Origin of the sequence: Halorutilus salinus (assembly GCF_026242195.1) — an archaeon.
GTDB classification, from domain to species: Archaea; Halobacteriota; Halobacteria; order Halobacteriales; family Halorutilaceae; genus Halorutilus; species Halorutilus salinus.
Map to the genome: position 1 here is coordinate 265,012 of NZ_RKLV01000002.1, position 23,741 is coordinate 288,752.

Below are 23,741 nucleotides of genomic sequence, written 5' to 3' on the forward strand. Positions count from 1 at the left end.
CGGTTTAATGCACGCACAAGACGACCGATAGGTATGAGACTAAGCTTCCTCGGCGGCGCGTGTGAGGTCGGACGTAGCGCCGTACTCGTCGGCGACAACCTTCTCCTTGACTTCGGCGTCAAGACGGGCGAACCTACACTGTACCCCGTCTCTTCACCCTCGCCCGACGCTGTCGTAGTCTCGCACGGACATCTCGACCACGTCGGCGCTCTACCCACGCTCATGAGCGGCTTTCCGCCCGTCTACGGAACTCCTGTGACACGTGAACTCGCCCGTACGCTCGGCGAGGACACGTTGAAGCTTGGGACACGCCGGTTCGGGCGCGAGGATCTGATGCGTCTCTCGCAGGCGTGGGAGGATCGCGGCTACGGCGCGACGTTCTCGCCCGGAACCACCGACTACGACGTGACGCTCCACGGTGCGGGACATATACCCGGAAGCGCCTCTGTGGTGGTCGACGACGGCGACGACCGTCTTCTGTACACGGGCGACATAAACACGACACAGACGCGTCTGCTCTCGCCCGCCGTCTCGCCGCCCGAATCCGATACGGTCGTGGTTGAGTCGACGTACTTCGACCACGAACACACCGACCGTGAGGCGCTCGAACGCCGTTTTGTCGACTCCGTCCGCGAGACGCTGTACGAGGGCGGTGACGTGATCGTCCCCGTCTTCGCCATCGGACGCACACAGGAGATACTCATGGTTCTGGAGGAGCACGACGTTCCGTGCTACGTCGACGGTATGGGTGTCGACGTTATGCGTACGTTACGCCACCATCCCGACTACGTACGTGACCCCGATGCGCTCAAACGCGCCGACAACCACGCGCGTAAGGTCGACCCTTCGCGTAGGAGGCGTGCGCTCGGCGACGGTCGCGCGATCGTGACGACGAGCGGTATGCTGACGGGTGGTCCAGCGATGACCTACATCAAGGAGATCTACGACAACCCCGCGAACAAGATATGCCTAACGGGGTATCAGGTCGAGGGAACCCCCGGACGGACGGCGCTCGAACAGGGGCGCGCGGAGATAGACGGGACGACGTTACCCCTGTCGGCGCAGGTCGAACTTCACGACTTCTCGGCGCACGCTGACAGTTCGGGTCTTCGCGGCTACCTCCGCGACGCCGTCGATGCGGGTGCGGAACGTGTCGTCGCGGTACACGGCGACGACCACGCGTGTACATCAGTCGCAGACTGGGCGCGCCAAGAACTCGGCGTCGAAGCCGACGTACCCGAACCGGGAGAGGTGATCGGGGTTTGACCGACGCGCGCACCCCTGCGCTCGTCGCTCTTGGGGGTGCCCTCGGCGCTACGGCGCGTTACGCGGTCGCTGAGTCCCTTCCGGTTCGTGGTCAACGTCGTCGGCTGTTTCGCACTCGGATACGTACTGTACGCTGTGCGGTTGGGCACTGTCTCTGAGAAGACGCGTGTATTCACCGCGACGGGCTTCGTCTCCTCCTTCACGACGTACAGCACGTTCGCGGTCGACGTCTTCGTGTCGCGCCCCGGCGTCGCAGTCGTCTATATCGCCGCGTCGTACGTATCCGGCTTCGCCGCGGTCGCTGTGGGGTCGGGGATAGCCATATACAGAACCGAAGGGACGGCATGACGATCGAACCTCTCCTCGTCGCCCTCGGCGGATCCCTGGGCGCTCCGGCGCGTTACGCCGTCGGGACGCTCACGACGGATACGCGTATACCCGTCTCAACCCTCGGCGTGAACGTACTCGGCTCGTTCCTTCTCGGCGTCGTGACCTTCGGAATCGCGTCCGATACGGTCGCTCTCACCGTCGGCGTCGGCGCTTGCGGTGCGTTTACGACTTTCTCCTCTTTCTCGTACGAGACCGTCGAGGCTCTCAGAGACGATCCCGTCGCAGGCACGGCAAACGCGGTGCTCAGCCTCGTACTCTCCGTCTCCGCCGTCGGTGTCGCCTACCTCGCCGTCGCGCCCGTCTGAGCGCGTTCCGTCTCGCGCCGTACAACCACGACCTCCACCGGAGCGTCGGTCGAACGCGATACCCTCTGCGCGACGCGGTCGGCTGTCAGACCGTCGGCGCGAACCGTGACGCGTTCGGGCGACGACGAAAAGAAGCCCGTCGAGTAGCTGAACCCCACCTCGGCGTTGGGGTCTACGCCCTCGACGTACGTCTCCACGTCCTCCTCGAAGCCGGCGTGCGACCTCTCGTTTAGTGTGGAGACGACGAGAAATCCCGACAGAACCACGACGACCGCGAAGAGTGCGATGACGCGTTTCTGCGTCACACGCCGCGCGGGCTTCTCGTCGTACCATTTCTCCGGACGGTATCCCTTTGCCCAGAGAACGATCAGTGCGGCGAGGTTTATGGACAGAAGGTTGAGAAGGACGAGAACACCGGCGCTTGCCGCGACCGCGAAACGTTCGTACGCGACGCCGAGACCGACGACCGCCGCGGGAGGGATGAGGGCGACGGCTATCATGACGCCGACGAGCGTGGCGCTCGCGCCTGATGTGAGCGACAGAGCGCCCGCGACACCCGCACCGAGCGCTATGGCGAGCGATAGAAGGTCGGGGTTGACGCGTTCGGCGACCTGTTCGATGAGAAGAAGGTCGAGTTCGGGCGATATGACGAGACGCGCGAGAAACGCAAAGACGACTGCGCTGACGACCGCGACACCCACGCCGACGAACTGTGTCTTCACACCGTTACGGTAGAGTTCGTCGTCCTTGAGAACGCTCCCGACGCTCGATGCCATCGCGGGACCGATCAGGGGCGCGATTACCATGCTTCCGACGACGACGGCGGCGCTGTTCTGAAGCAAGCCCGCGGTCGCCAAGACGGCGCTGACAACGGTGAAGACGGCGTAGTTCAACGTGCTACGCGAGAGGCTTTCGGCGGTCGCCTTGAGTTCGTCACGCGGTATACGATCGTCACCGTTTTCCTCCTCTTCGTCCTCCTCCTCTTCCTCGAACCCCTCCGAGACCACCGCCTGCGCCTCGCTCACCACGACGTTACCATTCCCCTCCTCGCCGACGCCGACCTCCTTGAGCGCGTCGAGTATACCCTCCACTTCCTCCGTCCTCGCCGGGAATGTGAAGACGTGGCTAACACCTCTGTCCGAGGTCTCGTCGGTGACCGTGTACTCGACCTCCGCCTCTTCGAGTACGTCGGCGACACCGTCACTGAGGTCGTCCGACGCTGTCACGCGTACGTGGCGCATTCTACAGCCTTTTTACACCCCGGCGCGTATAAACGCCGATGTTTGAACCACCGACCGTCGAAGACGAAGTCGTTCTCGTCGGACGGTCGAACGTAGGAAAGACGACCTTGATGCGCGAGATAGTCGGAAAGAAGTACGACGTGGGTTCGCGTCCGGGTGTGACGCTCGAACCCAACAGGTACGAATGGAACGCCGAGGGCTTCGCTGTCACCGACCTACCCGGATTCGGCTTCATGAGCGGCGTCGACGAGGAGAGGCGCGAGGATATAAAGGACGGTATCGTCGGCTACCTCGAAGATAACGCCGACTCTATACTCGTCGCCGTCCACGTAATCGATGCGTCGGCGTTTATAGAGATAGCCGACCGGTGGGAGTCTCGTGGCGAGGTTCCTCACGATATCGATCTCCACGGCTTTCTGGTCGATATCGACGTGCCCGTAGTCGTCTCGGCGAACAAGACCGACAAGGTCGACGACCGCGACGCGACCCTCGACGGTATCGCCGAGCGCCTTGGCTATCCGCCGCCGTGGAAGCAGTGGGACGACGCCATCGCACCGACGTGCGCCAAACGCGGTTCGACAGACGCGCTGTTCGGCGCTATCCGCACACATCTAAGCTCCCAGGGACGCGACGACCTGCTTAAGTTCTTCTCCTAGACGGACCTGAGGAATCCTTCGCCGCCCTCCAGACCTTCGATGCTGTCACGAACCTCCTCGAATATCTTCGAGGCGGGGACGAGTTCGGCGCTTGCCTCGACAGCCTTCCTGTACGCGTCGAAGACGTCCGCGGGTTCGGGCGCTCCGGTAACGACGCGTCCGTCGTTGAACTTTACATCGTCAACGAGCCTTAGCTGTTCCTCCAGCGCCTCCTCGAACATGTCACGTCCGGATATCTCCCCCGCTGCGCCCTCGAGCGCCTCCGCGATACCGCCGTAGTCGACCATCTCGACGTCATCGTCACGTTCCTGTGGTGTCGGGGCGTCTATCTCCTCGTCGCCACGGGGTTCGAAGACGTTCGCCTCCATACGCCCCGCCTTCTCGATAAGTTCCTCCGCGTTGTCGACATCGGCGTCGCCCTCGTACCTGAAAGCGACGCGGTCCCCGTCCTCGTACTCCACGAGAGCGTACTCGTCGTGGCTCGTGAACATGACGGAGCCGTCGAAGCCGTCCTGTTTGAGCCTCCCGAGAAGGTCATCGAGTTCGAGTATGTCGGTGTTGAGGTCGCCGTAACGCGGACGTCCGTTTATCACACCGCAGAGGTCGATACAGACCTGCTGAGGGAGCGCGTAAGCGCTGACGGCTCCCTCACCTTCCAGCGCCCTGTCGACGCCGACGAGGGTAACGCGGTCGAAAGCCTGCCCAAGGTTACGCCTTCCGTCCTCTGTATCCACCTCACCTACCTCGCACACCATACCTCGGTGCGAGACGAGGAGGTATGTACCGTCCTTGTCTCCGTCCTCGACGACGAAGTAACCGCTACCCATCTTTTTAGCTGCGTCCTCGATGAAGTCTCTGTCGACGTGGTCTGTGCTAAGGTCGACGTGTACGGGTTCCCAGCGCGGAAGCTTGACTGACATCTTTTCTCCCTATTCGAAAAACTCCGCCCCATCCTTAAACATAAGCATCAGGAAGACCGAGATGAGCAAAACCGCGACAGCGTCGGTTCCCCCGACGTACGGAAAGATACCTATCCTGCTGAAGGTCAGATAGGCGGCGTAAGCGCCGAGGAAAGCAGTCGCGGTCAGACCGTAAAGCCAGATATTCGTTTCGGCGTCGCGTCCTCCGCGGACGTAGGTCAGGTATCCGAAGTACAACGCAGCGACACCGACGAGTCCCGCGACTATGAAGACAGCCGTCTCGGGTGAAGCGGGGTTGGTGTTAGCGCCCGTCTGTAACGTCGTCATCGCTCGTAATTTCTCTCTTTCCGACTTGTACCTTCTTCGTCTGTGCCGCTGTCCCTCACAGACGCGGCGTCTGTGTCCCGTCTCCTCACAACCCGGACGGAGTTATACGTCGACGGTCTTACCTTCCTTTATGTCAACAGCCGAAGGTATCGAAGGTACCGATGCCACGGAGGTAACAGTAGACACCACACTCACAAAGTGGTCCAGCGTTGTCTTGGCTTCACTCGCCGCGGGCGTAGTCATGGGGATACCGATGCAGTTCGTAATGGGGATAATGCCCACCGTCGGCGTCCTATACGGCTTCGAGAGCCTTGCCGCAGGCTGGGTTGCGCACCTCTTCCACAGTGTTGTCTTCGGTGTAGTATTTGCGGGGGTTGTTTCGCTTGGACCTCTAAAGAAGTACATTACGTTCCCGGGTAGCGTCGGCGTAGGTGTGGGGTATGTCGTCGCTCTATGGCTGTTTGGTAGCGTCATCGCAATGCCCCTGTGGCTTGAAGCCGCGGGGATGGGTGGACCCGGTGTGCCAAACATCTCTCCGATGTCGCTCGTAGGACACGTGGCTTACGGAGTTCTCCTCGGCGGTCTTTTCCCCGCGGTTCATTCCGTAGCGCGAGACCTGCGCGTCGAACCCAGCGGGGGTACACCGACGTGGACCTCGGCGGCTGCCGCAGGCTTCGTCGCGGGTCTGTTCATGACCGCGATACTCCATTTCGTAATGGAACTGATGCCCGTGATAGCCGCCCTGTACGGTCTCGAAGGTGCCGCCGCGGGTCTCGTGATGCATACGTTCCACAGCGTCGTCTTTGCGGTCGTATTCGCGGGTGTTTTCTCCCTCCCCGTTCTCCGACGCGCCGCCGTCTTCCCGACCAGCGTCGTCGCCGCTACCGTCTACGGTGTCGGAGTCTGGGTATTCGGCAGCGTCTACGCTATGCCTCTGTGGCTACAGAGCATAGGTTTCGAGTACGCCCCCGAGGCCCCCAACATCGCCCCGATGTCGCTCCTCGCACACGTCGTCTACGGTGCCGTACTCGGTGTCGTCTATCCGGTCGCGTTGTACGCGCTCAACGAGAAGTAGCCTCAGTTCTCCTTCCATATCCTACCTCCGAGTGCCTCCATGACGCTGCCCCGCTCATCTTCCATCGCCTCGGCTTTCTCGTCGTTGAGTTCTACGATGAGGTCGACGACCTCGGATATCCAGAGGTACGCGCCGAGTCTGAGCCGTTCCTTGACGACCTCGGGGTCCTCGTGTTCGTAGACGTGTACGACGCCGCCTTGGCGTAGGTTTCTCTCCTGTTTCGTCAGTATCCCTGCGTCAACCAGCCTGTTGACGTGGCGCGAGACAGCGCTTCTGTCTATCTCCATCTCGTCGGCTACCTCCGATACTGTCGCACCCTCGTTGTCTATCACGCAGAAACAGATCTCAAGGCTTGTCTCACCGAGACCGAACATCTCCTTGAGGACAGTCTCCGAATCGGGCTTCTCCACACGCGTTTCGGCGTCTTCGAAAGTCACCTCGGAAACGTCGCCACAGCAGGCGTCACGCGCCACCTCGGACGCCAGAAGTAGCTCCGAACACCCCTCACATCTGTACACAGTCGTTGGTTCCATACCGTAGAGTCATCGCCGCGGTATATCAGTCTTGTGCGGTTTCCTCGAACTCACCGCCACACTCCTCGCACCTCCAGACATGGACGCCATTTTCGTCCCGGACGGGAACGAGGCTGTCCTTAGAACCACATCCGCCACAGACCGTCTCGATTATCTTCACGTAACCCCAGGATTCGGTCCGCGCATAAAAGTAGATGGTCCGCCCTTGCGGTCGGTGCGCACGACCGTTCAGACAGCGGATGTCAGGAGACGTACACCAACCGCGACGAGTAGTCCGAGGACTATACGGGCGCGCCATCTCTCGCCGACCCTGGGGCGTATCCGTTTTCCTACACCGACACCGACCGCGGCAGGAACCATCGCGGCGACTGAGAGCACGAGGACACCCTCCGGATACAGGTCGATAACACCCGCGACGACGACGCGGGACGCGTTCATTCCGAGAAATACCAAGCCGACGACGCCCGCGAACGTCTTACCGCGTAGACCGCAGGACCGGATGTACGCTACCATCTGTACGCCGACGTTCGTCGCCCCGAAAACCACCCCCGAGACGCCCCCAACCCCTACCATAGCGGGACCGGTCTCGACGAAACATCTCTCCTCCGCCGACTCCAACAGCGGGACGTCGACGGCATCCTGTCTGACCGCTACGAACCCGAGCGTCAGGACACCGAGCGCCCCCGCCAACGGTCTCTCGGGGACAGCATCAAGCACAGCCATACCGACGATGGTTCCGACAAGCGCCGACGCGACGAAAGGGGCGAACCTCCTCGTGCAGGCGTCGAGCGCCTCCCGGTCAAGTTCGCGGACGAGCGAGAGGTTAGCCGCGAGTATAGGTAGAATCATGAAAGCGACCGCTGTCCGTGGACCCAGCGGTCCCGCAAGCGCGGCGGTTCCGGCGAGTGCGAAGCCAAAGCCCGCTACACCCGTAATGGCACCCGCGGCGAGCACGACACCTACGGTCAACGCAACCGTCATAGGTTCCATGGTGGCGATAGGCGGCGTCGAACAATAATACGGTTCCGTCCGTGTCCGTCGCGCTCACAGCCGAGACTTTTTTAAGTAGACGCACGGCTTCGGTTGAACCATGACAACGGTAACAGCCGGTATCGTAGCCGGACTGGTAGCCACCGTGGTAATGACAGGGGTAATGAAGGCTGTCGGAGACGGCGGACCCCCTCCTACGGCGAACCTCCTAGCCAAGTTCGCGGGCGGGGACCCGTCGGAACACGCGATGCCGGGGATGGCGCTACACCTCGTCTACGGCGTCGGCGCAGGTGCCGTCCTCGCCGTCGGTGCGCCGCTCGTCGGCATCGGCTTCGGCTCCGCCGCGGTCGCCGTCGGGCTAGGTCTCGCGTACGGCGTCGCTCTGATGGTCGGCGGGATGGTATTCTGGATACGTCTCGTTCTCAGCGTCGAACCCGACAGGGCGATGATGAAGGCTTTCGCGTCGGCGCACGTCGCATACGGCATCGTACTCGGGGGCTTCCTCGCAACGGGCGTCCTCGCCTGAGATGAACGCGCACCGGTTCGCCGGTCTGCTCGTTTTGGCGTTCGCCGCCTCCGTCCTCATGGTTCCCGAGGTCGCGGCTTCGGATGCGTTTACCGACAGATTCCTCGCCCACTGGTGGGTCTTCCCCGCATCGGTGCTGTTTTCTCTCGTAGCCCTTGCCTCCGGCGTCTCGGGCGCGCTCTTCTTCAGCCCGTTCTTCATGCTCGGGGTCGGTCTGAGCGCCCCGCAGGCGATAGGCGCGGGTTTACTGACCGAGGTATTCGGAATGGGTAACGGAATCCGTTCGTACGTCAAACAGGGCGTTGTCGACTACGCGACAGCGAAGTGGCTCCTCGTAGGTGCCGTTCCTGCGACGGTCGCCGGCGCGTTCGCCGTCCACTACGTCCCCGAGGACGCGCTACGAGGAGTCTTCGGCGTCGGTCTGCTCGTCCTCGGTGGATTCCTGTTTTTTTTACGACCCGCCCGAGGACTGTGAACCCGGCGAATGCGAGGGCGAGTACCTGCGTGAGAAGAACTCCGGGCGCGGAAGGACCGTTATCGAGGCGACAGACGGCGAGAGGTTTGAGTACGACACGTGCTGGCGACCCCCCGGTGTCACGCTGTCGACCGTAGGCGGCTTCGTGACGGGTCTCATCAGCGCGGGTCTTCCCGAACTCGTTACGACCCAGCTGGTCGTCCGTTGCCGCGTGCCCCCGCGGGTCGCTGTCGCAACCTCGGTCTTCGTCCTCGGAGTCGCGGCGACGGCGGGGGCGGCGGTTCACGCCCTCAGCGCCACGCCCGTCTGGTACGTCGTCGCGTGGTCCGTCCCCGGCGTCCTCGTCGGCGGTACCGTCGGCACACGCGTAGGAAAACACGTCCCCAGCGACGTGATGGAGATGGGTCTCGGGGTTGTATTCGGCTTCGTCGGTGTCGTAGTCCTCGTTACGACGTTCGGGATCTGACCTACCTGGAGACGTTACCCCGGTGGGCTTCGGCGTCGAGTACGGTGTTTACCCCGTGTACGTACGCCGCGCTTCTCCAGGTCAGGTCTCCGTTTTGCTTGACGCTTCTGATACCCCGGAAAGCCCCTCTCATCTGTTCGGCGAGCTTTTCGTTTACCTTTGTCTCTAACCAGTACTCGTTCGCCTCGTTCTGGACCCATTCGAAGTAAGAGACCGTAACACCGCCGGCGTTTGCGAGTATGTCAGGTACGACGGGGACGCCGCGTTCCGACAGACGCTCGTCGGCGGACGGTGTTGTCGGTCCGTTCGCCATCTCTAAGACTGCGTCCGCACGTACGTCGTCTACGTTTTCGTCGGTTATCTGGTCCTCTATCGCGGCGGGGACGAGAACGTCGGCATTGAGTGTGAGGAGTTCGTCGTTGGTTACCGCGTCGCCAAATCCATCGAGGTCCCCGCTTTCCCTGTACTCATCGAGCATCGCGGGGACGTCTATACCGTCGCCGTCGTACACCCCGCCGGAGGAGTCGCTGACAGCGACGACGTTGTAGCCCCGTTCGTCGAGGAACTCCGCGAGATACGAACCGACGTTTCCCATACCCTGGATGGCTACGTCTAATTCCTCACCCATGCCTTCGTACTCGACGAACTCATCGAGAACCACAGCACCACCGAGCGAGGTGGCGTACTCACGCCCCTCGCTACCGCCTATCTCGGGTGGCTTTCCAGTGATGACCCCGGGCGCGCGCTCTCCGGCGACACTTTCGTACTCGTCCATCATCCAGCCCATTACCTTCGCGTTCGTGTTGACGTCGGGCGCAGGGATGTCCTTCTGCGGTCCTATGACATCGTGGTACTCGTCTACGTAGGCGCGTGACAGCCTTTCGAGTTCCCCCTCGGAGAGTTCCTCGGGGTCGACCTGTACTCCGCCTTTTGCACCGCCGAAGGGCAGACCCGCGACGGCGCATTTGAGCGTCATCAGGAAAGCGAGTTCGTCGACCTCGTCCTCATCGACGCCCGGATGGTACCGTATACCTCCTTTCGTCGGACCCCGCGAACCGTTGTACTGTATCCTGAACGAGGGGAAATGTTCGACGGTTCCGTCGTCCATCCGCACCGGTATGACTAACGTTGACACGTCTCCGCGGCTGTCTCAGAAGCCCTATGTCGCGCTCTGTGAGGCTTTCGACCTCCGAGACCCTGTCGAGTTCGAGGGAGCACAGTTCGCACGTCGTTTCCTTTCCGCGTTGACCGAGTTCTTCGTCCATGGTTTCCCATAACGCTGCCTTGTTATAGGACCTCCGCCGGTCTGTCCCGGTTGTGCAAGACCGCCGTCGGTCAGGTAAGGTAGCGTCTTTATACGGACGGCACACTCTCGGGTTTGTTTTTATGTGAGCGGAAAAAAGATAGGATGCCCCGTGTCCGGGACATCACGGGGCGTTCCCAACGCCGGTACGGCTTTCTACCGCCGTGCCTTTCCTTTTATGTACCTTCCACAGGAACCTCGATGAGGCTCACACCTCCTGAACCCACGTGTCTTTCGAGAGTAGCTTCGAGTTCGTCCCAGTCCTCGATACGGACGCCGTCGACACCGAAGCTCTCGGCGAAAGTCGGCAGGTCGGGGTTGGTGAGTCCCGTACCGAAGGACTCGCCCGTGTGGTCGGTCTGTTTGCGTGATATCAGACCGTAGTCGTCGTCGTTGAAGACCACGACGGTGAACGATGCGTCGGTACGTGTCGCCGTCTCTATCTCAGCGGCGTTCATAAGGAATCCTCCGTCGCCGGTCGCCGCTACGACGTTTGCCTCAACGGCGTGGTCCGCCGCGACCGCTCCGGGTACGGCGATACCCATCGAGGCAAGACCGTTCGAGATGAGGCAGGTGTTCGGTTCGTACGTCCGGAACCGTTGTGCTATCTCCATCTTGTGGTTGCCGACGTCCGAGATAAGGACGTCCTCCTCGTCCATCGCCTTGCGGAGAGCGGAAAGAGTGCCGCGCACCGTGAACTCCTCGGCGTTTTCCTCTAAGTCTTCGAGTATATGTTCGCGCAGGTCGGCGTACCAGTCGGTGTCGTGGGAGACGTTCCTGTCTTCGAGGCTATTCTTGACCGCACAGACCGCGGACGGTATGTCGGCGACTATCTCGACGTCGGGGTCGTACGCCTCATAGACCTCGGCGGGTTCGCTGTCTATATGTACGACCTCGGTATCTCCGGCGTTCCAACCCGCGGGGTCGTGTTCCGCTATGTCGTAGCCGACTGTGACCACGAGGTTCGCCTCCTCTATAGCCGAAGAAGCCTCCTCGTGGTCCCCCGAGTCAAGCGTCATGAGCGAACGCGGGTCTTTGTCCGAGACCGCACCTTTTCCCATGTACGTCGAAGCGACGGGAACATCGAAGGACTCTACGAGTTCGCGTAGTTCGCGTGATGCCTCCGTCCGTACCGCGCCGTTCCCCGTGATTATCAGGGGCTTCTCGGCGTTCGCAATCCGTTCCCCAACAGACTCCACCGACGGGCGGTCGGGGTCGGGGCGTCTGACGCGGTCACCCGCGGACATGGAAGAACACTCGGTTGTCTCTGCGGCGATGTCCTCGGGGAGTTCGATATGCGTTGCGCCCGGCTTTTCGTACTCGGCTACTTTGAACGCCTTACGGACCGACTCGTGGACTATGTCTGGGTCGGATATCTGACCGTTCCACTTCGTGATGGGTTCGAACGCTCCGACGATGTCGAGCGCTTGGTGACTCTCCTTGTGTAGACGTTCTAAGCCTCCTTGACCCGTCAGAGCGACGACGGGGGACTTATCGAGGTTGACGTCCGCTACCCCCGTGATGAGGTTGGTCGCTCCGGGCCCGAGAGTGCCGAGACAGACGCCCGCCTCACCGGTAAGTCTTCCGTGGACGTTCGCCATGAAAGCCGCGCCCTGTTCGTGACGTGTCGGGACGAACTCGACCGACGAACCGCGTAGCGAAAACAGGAGGTCCTCGTTTTCCTCGCCCGGGACGCCGTAGACGCGTTCTACGCCTTCCTCCTCCAGCGACGAAACGAGAACGTCGGATACCTTCGTCATCTTCCTGCCTCCTGTATCCAGACGGTCTTTTTGTTCGTGAACTCGCGTATCCCGTCGGCGGAAAGTTCACGTCCGTACCCTGACTTTTTGACCCCGCCGAAAGGTAGACGCGGGTCCGAACGGACGAGGGAGTTCACGAAAGTCATACCCGCTTCTATACGTCCCGTGAGGCGCTCGCCGCGTTCGAGGTCGTCGGTCCAGACGCTCGCACCGAGACCATACTGCGATGAGTTGGCGAGTTCGAGGGCTTCGTCCTCGTCCTCGACACGGAAGACCGCCGCGACCGGTCCGAAAACTTCCTCGTTCGCTGCTGGGCACCCTTCGGGTACGTCGGTAAGGACCGTGGGCGGGTAGTAGTAGCCGCCGCTGTCGGGCATCTCGCCGCCCGTCTCGACGGTCGCTCCCGCTTCGACCGACGCACGGACCTGTTCGTGCAGACCGTCGCGGAGGTCGCCGCGCGCCTGAGGTCCGACATCGGTGTCCTCCTCGGTCGGGTCTCCGACGGTCAGGTCCTCAACTTCCTCAACGAAGGCGTCGACGAACCCCTCGTAGACGTCCTCGTGGACGATGTGCCGCTTCGCCGCGATACACGACTGTCCGGAGTTGAGGTTGCGTGCCTGCGCCGCCGTCTCCGCCGCCGCCTCCACGTCTGCGTCTCCGAGCACGACGAAGGGGTCGCTACCTCCGAGTTCGAGTACGGTTTTCTTTACTTCCTCACCCGCCGTCGAGGCGACGGCTTCGCCGGCGGGGTTGCTCCCTGTGAGCGTGACAGCGCGGACGCGGTCGTCACGTATCACGCCCTCGACCGCACCGCTGTCGACGAGTAGCGCCGAGAAAGCCCCCTCGGGAAACCCGGCGCGGTCGAAGACGTCCTCAATAGCGAGCGCGCATCCGGGGACGTTCGAGGCGTGTTTGAGGACCCCGACGTTCCCCGCGGCGAGAGACGGTGCGGCGAAACGGAATACCTGCCAAAACGGGTAGTTCCACGGCATGACAGCGAGTACGACCCCGAGGGGTTCGTACCGCGCGTACGTCTTCGTCCCGGGTTCGCCGCCGATACGTCCGTCCTGGAGGTGTTCGGCGGCGTTTTCGGCGTAGTAGTCACAGACCCACGCGCATTTTTCCACCTCGGCGACAGCCTGTGTGACAGGCTTCCCCATCTCGCGGGTCATCGTCTCGGCGTACTCGCGTTTTCTATCCCGGAGTACGTCGGCGGCTTCCGCAAGCATGGACTCGCGCTCCTGTATACGTCTCGCTCTCCAGCTCTCGAAAGTCTCGTCCGCCTCCGAGAGTATCCCGTCCACCTCTACCTCTCCGTGCCGTTCGTACGTTTCCCCCACCTCTTCGGTCGCGGGGTTTACCGCTTCAAAAACATCTTTTTCGGTGGTCACGGTGGGTGTTAAAACGGCATCTACTTATACTTGAGGCGGTCTCTACGCAGCGGTGCAACCGCGTGAGATACGTTTATTCGTCTGGAAGACGACCTTTCGTATATGCCCGACGAGTTCGCGGTGTATGAATGCCGTAGCTGTGACAACTACGTCCTCTCGACAGCGGCGGATTCGGAGATGACCTGTTGTGGGGGTTCCATAGAAAGGGTCGACCAACAGGGGGCGTCGATACAGTCACCGGAGACGAAGCCGCTGTTCAAGCAGGCGTTCGGGACGACCGAGACAGAGATGGAGATATGCCTGTGTGTCATGGACGAAGGAGAGGCGACAGCGAACGATATCTCAGACGTTCTCGGCGTCGAACGCAGCGTCGTTTCGCGGTACGCAAACCACCTCGTTGAGGTCGGCTTTCTTCACAAGTCCGAGCGCAACCTGCGTGAGGGCGGACGTGTCCATGTCTATACGCACGCGACGGGCGAGGAGGTTACGCGTAGCCTCACGCTCGGCTTCTACCGCTGGGCGGCGGAGGCGACACGTCTCATCGATGAGTTCGGACGCAAGAAGATGGAGCATATGGCTGAATCCGAAGGCTCCGAGAAAGGCGGCGAGGAAGAAGGCGAAGACGGTGTCGGCGTCTACTGGGAGTGACGCGTCCGTGCGTGTCCCGTTCACGGACGCGCTCAGGTTATTATACGCGGTGCATTTTTTAGGATAGATGGAACGCGGTAAAGAGGTACGTCGAAGGCTCTGGCCGGCGTTCGACGCGGCGCTCGCGCGCGTCGGTGGCTACGCCGTCTCGGACGTGAGCCAGGACCAGTACGTAGGCACCGCGGGCGCGGACCTGCGCGAGGTTGAGGACAACCTCAGGAGCCTCGGCTTCTCGTTTGAGGTAATCTCGGCTCTCAAACACCGGGCGTGCCCGAACCGCCGCGACGTGGAGGCGGGTTCGTGGGTACTGCGTGACTCACGACTCTCGTCACATCAGCTACACGTCCACCTTTTCTCCGAGCGCAATGAGGACACCGCCGACGTCTACGCACACCACGAGAAGAACTGGGTCCGCCACCCGGTGAAACACTACCGTGTTGAGTACTGTAGCTGTGAGAAAGGCGTCGAGATGGCGAGGGAGGTACTCTCGGAAGCCCACGTCGAACTCTTCCACAGAGGGCGCGACGAGAGGTGTATGGTATGAGCAACGTTGACGAACTACCCCCAAGCGCCAAGCTCGTGCTCAAGGTTCTTGAGGTAGAGGGGGCACACGACAAGGACAAACTCGTAGAATGCACAGGTCTACCTCCCAGTACGGCGCGGTACGCTACCGAAATACTCGTCGAGAAGGGTTACGTCGAAAGAAACCACGAAGACGGTGCCGTTGTTTACGCCATCGCCTGACTGTGTATGTACTCTGAACGGACGGGGCACGCGTTTATCACCTCCGGACGTCCGTATCCCTGATGTCAACCGAAACAGCGGATGTCGGTCGAGAAGACTTCCTCAACACGACACCCAGACGTATACTCGCTGGCGTCGTCGGCGGCTTCGTCGGTAGCCTCCTCATGGGCGGTATGATGACGATGATGAGACCCGGAACCCTGAACGTCGCTATACCCGCGATGTACGGCGTTGAGGGTCCGTCGGCGGTCGCGGGATGGGCTTTCCACGGGTGGCACGGCGTCGTGCTCGGCGCTCTCTACGTCCTCGGCGTCGACAACGTACCGGGTCTGCGCGAGAGAGCGAGAACCCTCGGCGGCGCGGTCGCAGGCGGCGTCGGGTACGGCGTCGTCACGACCCTCCTACCGGTTCTCGTCATGCCCCTCTGGCTGTCGACGGTCGGCTTCGCTAACGCGCCGTCGTTCCCGAACCTCGCTTTCCCCGGGACGGTAATGAGCGCGGTTATGCACGCCGTCTACGCCGTACCGGTCGCTCTCGCGTACTACGCCGTCGGACGCGGGACGGGCGAAGCGGAGTAAACGTAATTACCCCGCACCTCTTTTCTCCGGCGTGCGCTTAGACGACTACGTCGATATCGAGGTCGAGGACGACGACCGCCGTCTCCGTAGACTCGCGCAGGAGAAGTCGTACGAGGTCCTCGACTACCTCGACGGCTTCGACGACCGTTTCGAGGAGGTGCGACAGGGCGACTCGCTCTTCGGTAGCACGTCGCCGTCGGTGTTCGTCGGACGGTCGAACTATCCGCGCGTCCCCGTCGGTGTCCTCTCCCCCGTCGGCGAGGAGGAGGACGCCGACGACTTCACGACGGACAGCGACTGGTTCGACCGCGGTATGGGTATCGAAGGCGTCCTGCGCCGCCGCACCGGCTTGCTAAACTCGCGCCGCGAGACGGCTGTCGACGTGGCGGACGCGACGACGCGTTTCGTCGACGCATCGCGCGAGGTGGCTATGGCGGACGAACCTGTCGATGTCGAGGTGCGGTTGCGCGACGACCCGGACGTCGACGTCTCGCTGGACAACGTCCGCGCGCCGACCGGACCGAACGTGACCGCGCGGGACGCCCAACTCGCCGAAAACCCTTCGGTGCCACGTGCGGTCGAGAAGGCTTTCGGCGACGACGACTGGAAGGCGGAGGGTGCGGTGGCTTATCTGTACGACAAGGGCTTCGACGTCTATGAGATAGACGACGTCTTCTCGGCGGGTGCGGTCGGTCAGGGCGAAAACCGCCGTCTCGTCCCGACGCGGTGGTCTATCACCGCCGTCGACGATATCGTGGGGAAGCATATCCACGACGGGATACGCGACCACCCGTCCGTCGATGAGACGCGCGTCTACGTCGAGGAGTACATGGGAAACCGTTACTGGGTAATACTCGCGCCCGGGCGGTGGGAGTACGAACTCGTCGAGGTCAAGTCTCCGGGGAACGTCTGGAACCCATCGGACGACGAACATTACGTCGGTAGCGCCAACGAAGGTTTCGAGGGACGGTCGTCGTACGTTGACGAAACCTCGGGGGCATACTACGCCTCCCGCCTCGGCGTCCTCGAACACCTGCGCGAGGAGCGCAGACAGGCGAAGGCTCTCGTCGTACGCGAGGCAACCGACGCCTACTGGGCACCGGTCGGCGTCTGGCAGATACGCGAGAGCGTCCGTAACGTCTTCAACGACGAGGGCGCGACCTCGGAGACGTTCCACAAGGCGGCGCGTCAGGTCCTCGAACGTCTGCCTGTTTCGGAGGAGCGTTTCCGTCGCAAGTCGGCGATGTATAGCGGCGTTCAGACGGGACTCGACAGCTTTTAGAGGTACTCGTCCCCCTCCTTCCTGTACCTCTCGTAGACACGTTCGCCCCAGACGTAGGCGTCCTCACCGTCGGTGTCGACGGCGGCTTCCACCTCGCCGCGTTCCGTGTCGTGTGCACCGACGTACACGTGCGTGCCGGTCAGTGCGACGGTTGCCGTCGGTGTTCCGTGGACGTACACGGATACGGAGCCGTCGTCAGAGAGACCTCCGAGGCTGGCTGAAGCGATATCCTCAGGGCAGACGACGGCTACGGTACCACCGTCCGAAACAACCTTTTCCACACGTCTGAAGGCGACGGGAGCCGACGATGAACCCCCGACGAGCCTAACCTCCTCCGCGGAGTCGAGAAGGCTCTTGAGCCTCCATTCGGGTTCGTAGGGGTCACCCTCGTCGGAGACGGTCACCTTCCCGTCGTCGAAAAGCGACGGGTCGAAGCCTATGTCGCGTGGCAGTAGCTCCGCAACGGGCCTCATCCTTTCGAGCTTTGTCGCGGAGTCACGAAGCTCCACCACCTCGTTTAGTAGAGCCTCGCCAAGGGGTGTGAGACGGTAGGAGCCTTGGCTGTCTACAACCCCGCGTTGCTCAAGCCTGTCGAGGATTCTGTGTGCGGTCGATGTGGATACGTCGGCGACCTCCTCGACCTCGGTCGGTTCCATGGAGCCTCCGTTCAGGGCGCGCAGAACGTCCTCGTACCTGAGCGCCTCGACGAGCGCGCCCTCCGTGTCTACACTGTCGTTCTCCATCTACGCGAAGGCTTCTTGCATCCCAAAGCCTATCCTCTCGAAGACCTCCTCGGTGTCGAACCTCTCGAACATACCGTCGGACTCGTCGCGGTACCGTTCGTAGACGCGCTCGCCCCATGCGTAGGCTTCGTCGTCCTCTGTGTCGGCGAAAACCTCAAGCCTCCCGTCATCGGCGTGCCCGCCGACCGCGACACGGTCGTCGAACAGAGCGACGGAGAACGGCGGGTTGTCGTGGACACGTATATCCATGTTCCTAACCAGACCTTCGACCGTCTCCTCCGAAACCGTGTCGAAGCTCGTTTCGACGACCGCCTCAGGACAGACTATCTCCGTCTTCCTTCCCTCGGCGACGAGCCTCTGTTTCTCCTCCCAGAACATCGGCGTCGCCGTCGAGACGACGAGAAGACGGAGTTGGTCGGTCTCACGGAGTAGCTCAAGACACCGTTCGCCCGGTCTGTACGGGTTCTTCGGGGTAGAAGCCGCAACCGTACCGCGTTTGAACGGCTCCGTGTCGAACCCGACCCCGTGTCTGTCCGCCGACTCTATCACTGTACCGAGGCTTCTGACCTTCGAGACACCGTCACGGAAACTCTCGACCTCGCGCGCGACGACCTCGCCCGTGGGCGTGAGCCTGTACTCACCCGGATCCGCACGTTCCACGATACCGTCGTCTCTCAGGGAGCTTAGAATCCTGTGCGCCGTCGACGACGACACCCCCTCTACCTCCTCTACACGGCTCCTTTCGACGGTTCCCTCCCGCATCGACGCCAGTACCCTCCCCCTTCTGACGTACTCCGTGAGACAGCCGTTGTTGTCTGTACCCATACCCATGGTTGGAATACTACCCCCCTGCACTATATTCTTTCGCCGGTATCCCATATTCTGGGAAATTTTCATTTCGTAGGTAATTATTACAAAATGAAATGATAAAACTCATTAAATATTTACGTTTAGGTTCTGACCGTGTACTATGGACACAAACAGGTACCCTGACACACACGGGAGTAAATCCGGCGGCGTATCGGTTCTCAAAGGGCTGGCGATAATGATTCTCCTCACCGGTCTCGGACTCCTCTTGCTCGCGGGTATGGCAACCGATACAGCGGCGGCGCAGTCTACGGCACCCGACTGCGGGACGGTCAGCTATGCGACGGACGCCGGAGGTAGCTACGAGGTAACGAACGTCAGTCAGTTGCAGTGTATGGGTAACGCGAGTACGGGTACATCGTTGAACGATGACTTCGTGCTCACTCAGGACATCGACGCTTCAGGGACGGAGCAGTGGAACGGCGGTAACGGCTTCAACCCTGTCGGAACCGACAGCAGTCGGTTCGCCGGGACGTTCGACGGCGCGAACAACACAATCGCGGATCTAAAGATAGATCGAACCAGTGGGGCTGTCGGTCTGTTCGGATCCACCGGCACTAATGCCGAGATAGAAGACGTAACCCTCACCGCCGCCGACGTGACGTACGGTAGTACCGACGGTGGTGGCGTTCTCGCCGGCACGAACAGAGGGACAGTAACGAACGTGATCGCCGGCGGGACGGTGACAGTCACCGACGGCAGATCCGACGCCGGTGGTCTCATCGGACTCAACGAGGGAACGGTTGGTTACTCCGATGCCGATGTGGACGTAAGCGGCGAACCGGGCAGTACCGGCTTCGTAGGCGGACTCGTCGGAACACAACAGAGCGGCGGTACGGTACACAACTCGTCCGCGACGGGCGATGTCTTGACAGACAGTAGCAGGGTCGGCGGACTCGTCGGTTCGAACGGTCAGTTCGGCGTTGCAGTGATCCGTGACTCGTACGCTACCGGTGACGTCGAAGGAACCAGCAATGTTGGTGGACTTGCCGGAGACCAGCAGTCCTTCGACGCGGTCACTCAGCGATCCTACGCTACCGGGAACGTCACCGGCAATGATAGTAACGTAGGCGGACTTGTCGGTGATCAGTACTGAGGTACCATCGAAGGGTCGTATGCGACCGGCAACGTCACCGGAGAAGATGGAGCAAACAGTATCGGCGGTCTCGTCGGATCGAATGCGGCTACGATCAATCGGTCGAACGCGACCGGTGACGTTACCGGAAAGGATGGAGGAACCGTCGCCGAGCAGGTCGGTGGGCTTGTTGGCGTCAACACAGGTGGAACTGTCGAGACATCGTTCGCTGAGGGTAATACCACCGGAACCAATAACGTGGGCGGATTAGTCGGTAAGAATCTACAGGATTCCGATCCCGGCATCGTCAGGGACTCGTACGCGACCGGTGCCGTCGACGGTGAGGAACGTGTGGGCGGACTCGTCGGCTTCAGCGATGATGGTACGGTTGAGTCATCGTTCGCAGAGGGAGATACTACCGGAATCAATAACGTGGGCGGACTCGTCGGTAAGAATCTAGCTGTTTACGCTCCCGGTAGGATCAACGACTCATACGCGACGGGCGACGTCACAGGCTATGACGTCGTACGCGAGGGCGCGGGCGCAGGCTCCGGGAACGACGTGGGCGGACTCATCGGCTTCAACGATGATGGCAACGCCACGACGTCGTACGCAACCGGAAACGTCTCTGGCTCTGAAGATGTTGGCGGACTCATCGGCGTGAACAACGGTACAGCCAGCCGGTCGTACGCGACGGGAAACGTTTCCGGCAACTTCGGTGGAGGACTTGTTGGTGCCAACGAGGATGACGGTACAGTCGAGGAGTCATACGCGACGGGGAACGTCTCGGGCGGTTTTGCCGTAGCAGGACTTGCCGGTCTCAACGACGGGATCGTTGAGAATACGTACGCGACGGGGATGCCGACGGGCACCGATACCGCAGAAGGACTCGTTTCTATCAATACTGAGGGCACGGTCACGGAGTCGTACTGGGACGTGAACACGACGAATCAGTCTTCCTCCGCCGGCGGGACGGGGCTTACGACCGAACAGCTAAAGAGTAACACGTCCCTCACCGGCTTCAACTTCGCCGGAACATGGGATGTCGTCGATAACAGTAGCTACATCTCGTACCCATACCTACGCGACAACACACAGACGCCCGCGCCGGGTCTTACATCCGTACAGGGAGGTTCTGAATCGCCGTACTCCGGTGGCGACGGTTCGGCGTCAAATCCGTACCAGATTTCGGACTGGGAGGAACTGAACAACATGCGCGAGAACCTCAACGCTAACTTCACGCTGGTCAACGACCTGAACGAAACGACGACGGGGTACGATACCGTGGCGAACACGACGGCGAACAACGGAAATGGATTCGCTCCCGTTGGGGACTCCGGCGGTTCTTTCGACGGTAGCCTTGACGGGTCGGGGCATAACGTGACGGGACTGACGATCAACCGGACGGGTGAAACGAACGTCGGACTGTTCGGCGTGGTCGGTGCCTCGGGAACAGTGGAGAACATATCGGCTGTCGGCGTCGACATCACACACAACGACCATGTCCCGTTCAGCGACATCGATCCCGCAAACGTAGGTGCCCTCGCCGGACGGAACGACGGTACAGTAACGGGTTCGTCGGTCGGTGGTGTCGTCTCTGCACCGAGAACGACGGGAGGTCTTGTTGGTAGGAACACGGGAACGGTCAGCACGTCGGTCAGTAGCGTCAACGTACTGGGCGTTATATTAGACTCCGAATCCAACTCCGGCGAGTATCCCCAACCAGCTGGTGGTCTCGTCGGTCAGAACGACGGAAACGTGACGCGTTCGAACGCGACCGGCGACGTGGTAATGGGAACCGCCGAAACTTCGGGCGGACTCGTCGGTCAGAACAACGGACTCGTAGAAAGATCAGCTTCGGCGGGAACCGTCAGGGATCCCGAAGGTGTCAGTACCGGAGGTAGCATAGCAGGCGGTCTGGTCGGTAACAACACAGGTACCGTGAACGCGTCGAAAGCCATCGGCGAGTTCGACGGTGACGCGGGCGAGGCGGGGGGACTCGTCGGTATAAACGACGGTGGCACCGTTCGGCTTTCGTACGCCGACGTGGATGTCACTACCGGCGACACCTCCAGCGGAGGTCTTGTCGGGAGACAGTACGGAGGTGTCATCGACCGCTCTTACGCAACCGGTGATGTAAACGGCGGAGGGAACCTTAATATTCAGTCTTACGTCGGAGGTATCGTCGGTGCGGTATCCGAGAACGCGGTCGTGAATAAGTCGTACGCCGTCGGGGATGTACAAGGTACTTTCAGAGCTTCCCCTGACGAGGGCGGACTGGTGGGTTCGGTATCCGCGGACTCAACCGTACGGAACTCGTACTGGGATACCGGGACAACCGGGCAGGATTCGGCTGTCGAATCAGGCTCCGTAGAGGGGAGCGTTAGTGAGTTCAGCACGGGAGACGGTCTCGGCAGGGCGAACGCTATGACCGGCTCGGATCCGCCAGAGGCTGGCAACATGTCAGCGTTTGAGTACGTCGAGACAGACGACCCTAATCCATCGTGGCTTCTCACGAAGGGGTACCCCGTCCTCGTCTGGGACAATACCGACGCCGTAGACACCCCGTTTTTCGCTACGGAGGTAACCGACGCGAACACCTCCGTACAGCAAGGAGAAACGTTGGAGGTTGAGGCGACGGTTGAGAACATACGCGGCGGAGAAGGAATCCAGACCGTGAAGCTGGTGTACGACACCGACGGTAGCGGGTTCGAAAGCGGCACGACGGTGGCAGATACCCGGCAGGTTGACGGTCTCGTAGCCGGTTCGTCGGCGGACGTAACCTTTGAGGATACCGTCGAAAACGGAGACTTCGCGGGCGGTGACTTCGACAACCTCCAAGTCCGTCTCGCTGTAGAGACCGAGAACGACATCGACTTACGAACTGTGGACAGGGACGCAGAGGTTGAGGTAGCCGCGGTTTCGAGTACAGGAACCACGCGGAACGCGCTCAAGACCGCGCTCGACAACGGCTTGACCGACGCCGGCTCACTCGGCGAATACCTCGTCACACCTGAGACGGCGGCGAACGTCACCGGTGCGGACGCATCTGCCGCCGCAGACGAGTACGATGTCCTCGTCGTCAACGACTTCGGCGGTGTGCTCAGAGGCGAGGGTACCACGACGACCATACCCGACACGGAGATCGAAGATCTGTATGACGAGATAGACGCGTCTTCGGATACGCGTATCGTTTCGCTCGATATGGGTAATGGATCGTTCGGTACGCCGGTCTCCAACGCCGTCAGGAAGCGCGCAGACGTACTCGACGACATGGACGGTGTTCAGACGGCTGACGACGGAACTCCACCGGTTCAGATGCGAATCACGGACAACCACCCTCTGTTCAAGGACGTTGGCTCGGCTGGCGATACCGTTAATGTCTACGGACCCTCCATAACCCCAGAGGCTACGGAAGTACCCCAACCTACCCCGGGCTTACCTGCTCCGAGAGCTTGGTTCGTTGGATACACCGGTAACTCCTACGCCAACATAACCGAGTCGAGTAGCCCCGGTACCGATGGTTCAGCCGCAGGCGTCACCACGAATGGCAACGAGGTTCTGCTCTCGTTAGGTGGTGTCGGAGGTCCGGTCAGCCTGACGAACGACGGAGAGCGTATCCTCGCCAACTCCGTTCTGTTCTCGTTTGATACCAACCCAAGTCCTTCTGTACCCTTCTTCGACGTGACAATAGAAGACGCAAACAGTACCGTAACGGAGGGCGATGAGGTCGTCGTTGAGTATACGGTTGAAAATACCGGTGAAGCAACTGACACGCAGGATATAGAGTTCCTCATCGGTGGTGTGACCCAAGACACCAAAACAGGAGTAGAACTGTCCGGAAGCGAAGAGGTCTCCGGCGAGTTCAGGTACACGACCGAGTCGGGTGACGCCCCTGAGATAGACACGGAGGTATCGACGGAGAATGACTCCGACACGCGGACTATCACCGTACAACAGCCCGACGCCGAATTCACCGTGGACATAATCGACACAACGGTGACGGACGGAGAGGTTCTGGTAGACGTAGACGTGACGAACGTGGGGGATAGTTCCGGTACCCAGACGGTCGAAGCTAAAATAGATGGTGAACTGAAAGATTTGGCTCTGGTGAATCGCCATACATGAGTTAATTCGGGTGTGTAACAGCTCGTTTGATGTTGTAGACTGAACACATGAG

At 61.1% G+C, this 23,741-nt stretch carries 26 protein-coding genes; 15 read left to right on the forward strand and 11 right to left on the reverse strand.

Annotated elements, in window-relative coordinates; translation table 11 throughout:
- Positions 1-33 precede the first annotated feature (33 nt).
- From EGH25_RS03215 to EGH25_RS03225, 3 genes are all read left to right on the forward strand, one after another.
- Positions 34-1,266 carry an MBL fold metallo-hydrolase gene (locus EGH25_RS03215; protein ID WP_266086153.1) on the forward strand — a complete coding sequence of 411 codons (1,233 nt, stop codon included), beginning with the start codon at positions 34-36 and terminating at the stop codon, positions 1,264-1,266.
- Positions 1,267-1,353: 87 nt separating this feature from the next.
- Entirely contained in the window at positions 1,354-1,614 is a 261-nt protein-coding gene (locus tag EGH25_RS03220) for a fluoride efflux transporter FluC (protein ID WP_266086155.1), read from the forward strand.
- Positions 1,611-1,961: a fluoride efflux transporter FluC gene (locus EGH25_RS03225; protein ID WP_266086157.1), complete on the forward strand. Its 351-nt coding sequence runs from the start codon at positions 1,611-1,613 to the stop codon at positions 1,959-1,961. Before EGH25_RS03220 ends, EGH25_RS03225 begins: the two co-directional genes overlap by 4 nt.
- On the opposite strand, the gene EGH25_RS03230 is transcribed toward EGH25_RS03225, so the two are convergent.
- Positions 1,937-3,202 (reverse strand): TIGR00341 family protein, encoded by a 1,266-nt coding sequence (locus EGH25_RS03230; protein ID WP_266086158.1) that lies wholly within the window; start codon positions 3,200-3,202, stop codon positions 1,937-1,939. The two genes, EGH25_RS03225 and EGH25_RS03230, sit on opposite strands and share 25 nt — an antisense overlap.
- Before the next feature lie 38 nt (positions 3,203-3,240).
- Between EGH25_RS03230 and engB the strand changes: the two genes are divergently transcribed.
- A complete protein-coding gene (gene engB, locus EGH25_RS03235; RefSeq protein WP_266086160.1) occupies positions 3,241-3,858 on the forward strand; it encodes a GTP-binding protein EngB in 618 nt (205 codons plus the stop codon).
- On the opposite strand, the gene EGH25_RS03240 is transcribed toward engB, so the two are convergent.
- Together EGH25_RS03240 and EGH25_RS03245 are read right to left on the reverse strand one after the other, a co-directional pair.
- A complete protein-coding gene (locus EGH25_RS03240; protein ID WP_266086162.1) occupies positions 3,855-4,778 on the reverse strand; it encodes a hypothetical protein in 924 nt (307 codons plus the stop codon). The genes engB and EGH25_RS03240 overlap by 4 nt on opposite strands.
- Positions 4,779-4,787: 9 nt before the next feature.
- Positions 4,788-5,105 (reverse strand): hypothetical protein, encoded by a 318-nt coding sequence (locus tag EGH25_RS03245; protein WP_266086163.1) that lies wholly within the window; start codon positions 5,103-5,105, stop codon positions 4,788-4,790.
- A 130-nt stretch (positions 5,106-5,235) separates the two neighbouring features.
- On the opposite strand from EGH25_RS03245, the gene EGH25_RS03250 reads away from it, so the two are divergent.
- Positions 5,236-6,180 (forward strand): hypothetical protein, encoded by a 945-nt coding sequence (locus EGH25_RS03250; RefSeq protein WP_266086164.1) that lies wholly within the window; start codon positions 5,236-5,238, stop codon positions 6,178-6,180.
- A gap of 2 nt (positions 6,181-6,182) precedes the next feature.
- Here EGH25_RS03250 and EGH25_RS03255 read toward each other — a convergent pair whose 3' ends face one another.
- From EGH25_RS03255 to EGH25_RS03265, 3 genes are all read right to left on the reverse strand, one after another.
- Complete coding sequence (locus tag EGH25_RS03255; RefSeq protein ID WP_266086166.1) at positions 6,183-6,713, reverse strand: helix-turn-helix domain-containing protein; 531 nt, start codon at positions 6,711-6,713, stop codon at positions 6,183-6,185.
- Between the two features lie 25 nt (positions 6,714-6,738).
- A complete protein-coding gene (locus EGH25_RS03260) occupies positions 6,739-6,873 on the reverse strand; it encodes a hypothetical protein (RefSeq protein WP_266086167.1) in 135 nt (44 codons plus the stop codon).
- A 68-nt stretch (positions 6,874-6,941) separates the two neighbouring features.
- On the reverse strand, positions 6,942-7,703 hold the full coding sequence (locus EGH25_RS03265) for a sulfite exporter TauE/SafE family protein (RefSeq protein ID WP_266086169.1): 762 nt from the start codon (positions 7,701-7,703) through the stop codon (positions 6,942-6,944).
- Positions 7,704-7,803: 100 nt separating this feature from the next.
- Here EGH25_RS03265 and EGH25_RS03270 point away from each other — a divergent pair, with 100 nt between their 5' ends.
- From EGH25_RS03270 to EGH25_RS03280, 3 genes are read left to right on the forward strand one after another with little or no spacing between them, the layout of a single operon-like run.
- The gene (locus EGH25_RS03270) at positions 7,804-8,229 is read left to right on the forward strand and encodes a hypothetical protein (protein WP_266086171.1); all 426 of its coding nucleotides are present in this window, start codon (positions 7,804-7,806) and stop codon (positions 8,227-8,229) included.
- A 1-nt stretch (position 8,230) separates the two neighbouring features.
- Positions 8,231-8,704, forward strand: coding sequence for a sulfite exporter TauE/SafE family protein (locus tag EGH25_RS03275; protein WP_266086172.1), 474 nt, complete (start codon positions 8,231-8,233; stop codon positions 8,702-8,704).
- Positions 8,664-9,170 carry a sulfite exporter TauE/SafE family protein gene (locus tag EGH25_RS03280; RefSeq protein WP_266086173.1) on the forward strand — a complete coding sequence of 169 codons (507 nt, stop codon included), beginning with the start codon at positions 8,664-8,666 and terminating at the stop codon, positions 9,168-9,170. Before EGH25_RS03275 ends, EGH25_RS03280 begins: the two co-directional genes overlap by 41 nt.
- A 1-nt stretch (position 9,171) precedes the next feature.
- Here EGH25_RS03280 and EGH25_RS03285 read toward each other — a convergent pair whose 3' ends face one another.
- The 3 genes from EGH25_RS03285 to EGH25_RS03295 form a co-directional block, all read right to left on the reverse strand.
- Positions 9,172-10,305, reverse strand: coding sequence for a Glu/Leu/Phe/Val family dehydrogenase (locus EGH25_RS03285; RefSeq protein WP_266086174.1), 1,134 nt, complete (start codon positions 10,303-10,305; stop codon positions 9,172-9,174).
- Between the two features lie 344 nt (positions 10,306-10,649).
- Positions 10,650-12,233 carry an acetolactate synthase large subunit gene (locus EGH25_RS03290; RefSeq protein WP_266086175.1) on the reverse strand — a complete coding sequence of 528 codons (1,584 nt, stop codon included), beginning with the start codon at positions 12,231-12,233 and terminating at the stop codon, positions 10,650-10,652.
- A complete protein-coding gene (locus EGH25_RS03295) occupies positions 12,230-13,624 on the reverse strand; it encodes an NAD-dependent succinate-semialdehyde dehydrogenase (protein WP_266086176.1) in 1,395 nt (464 codons plus the stop codon). Before EGH25_RS03295 ends, EGH25_RS03290 begins: the two co-directional genes overlap by 4 nt.
- Positions 13,625-13,726: 102 nt before the next feature.
- Between EGH25_RS03295 and EGH25_RS03300 the strand changes: the two genes are divergently transcribed.
- The 5 genes from EGH25_RS03300 to EGH25_RS03320 all read left to right on the forward strand — a co-directional run bounded on the left by EGH25_RS03300 (position 13,727) and on the right by EGH25_RS03320 (position 16,876).
- The gene (locus tag EGH25_RS03300; protein WP_266086178.1) at positions 13,727-14,272 is read left to right on the forward strand and encodes a helix-turn-helix domain-containing protein; all 546 of its coding nucleotides are present in this window, start codon (positions 13,727-13,729) and stop codon (positions 14,270-14,272) included.
- A 67-nt stretch (positions 14,273-14,339) separates the two neighbouring features.
- Positions 14,340-14,816, forward strand: coding sequence for a hypothetical protein (locus EGH25_RS03305; protein ID WP_266086179.1), 477 nt, complete (start codon positions 14,340-14,342; stop codon positions 14,814-14,816).
- On the forward strand, positions 14,813-15,016 hold the full coding sequence (locus tag EGH25_RS03310; protein WP_266086180.1) for a helix-turn-helix domain-containing protein: 204 nt from the start codon (positions 14,813-14,815) through the stop codon (positions 15,014-15,016). Before EGH25_RS03305 ends, EGH25_RS03310 begins: the two co-directional genes overlap by 4 nt.
- Before the next feature lie 62 nt (positions 15,017-15,078).
- Entirely contained in the window at positions 15,079-15,594 is a 516-nt protein-coding gene (locus tag EGH25_RS03315; protein WP_266086181.1) for a histidine kinase, read from the forward strand.
- A gap of 31 nt (positions 15,595-15,625) precedes the next feature.
- Positions 15,626-16,876, forward strand: a complete 1,251-nt coding sequence (locus EGH25_RS03320; RefSeq protein WP_266086182.1) for an Nre family DNA repair protein — start codon at positions 15,626-15,628, stop codon at positions 16,874-16,876.
- Here the strand turns inward: EGH25_RS03320 and EGH25_RS03325 are convergent.
- Positions 16,873-17,619 carry a helix-turn-helix transcriptional regulator gene (locus EGH25_RS03325; protein ID WP_266086184.1) on the reverse strand — a complete coding sequence of 249 codons (747 nt, stop codon included), beginning with the start codon at positions 17,617-17,619 and terminating at the stop codon, positions 16,873-16,875. The two genes, EGH25_RS03320 and EGH25_RS03325, sit on opposite strands and share 4 nt — an antisense overlap.
- Positions 17,620-18,450, reverse strand: a complete 831-nt coding sequence (locus EGH25_RS03330; protein WP_266086186.1) for a helix-turn-helix transcriptional regulator — start codon at positions 18,448-18,450, stop codon at positions 17,620-17,622. It abuts the gene before it with no gap.
- A 139-nt stretch (positions 18,451-18,589) separates the two neighbouring features.
- Between EGH25_RS03330 and EGH25_RS03335 the strand changes: the two genes are divergently transcribed.
- Both EGH25_RS03335 and EGH25_RS12080 read left to right on the forward strand, forming a co-directional pair.
- Entirely contained in the window at positions 18,590-19,582 is a 993-nt protein-coding gene (locus EGH25_RS03335; RefSeq protein WP_266086188.1) for a GLUG motif-containing protein, read from the forward strand.
- 237 nt (positions 19,583-19,819) lie between these two features.
- Positions 19,820-23,689: a beta strand repeat-containing protein gene (locus EGH25_RS12080; protein WP_266086190.1), complete on the forward strand. Its 3,870-nt coding sequence runs from the start codon at positions 19,820-19,822 to the stop codon at positions 23,687-23,689.
- The last annotated feature ends 52 nt before the right edge of the window (positions 23,690-23,741 follow it).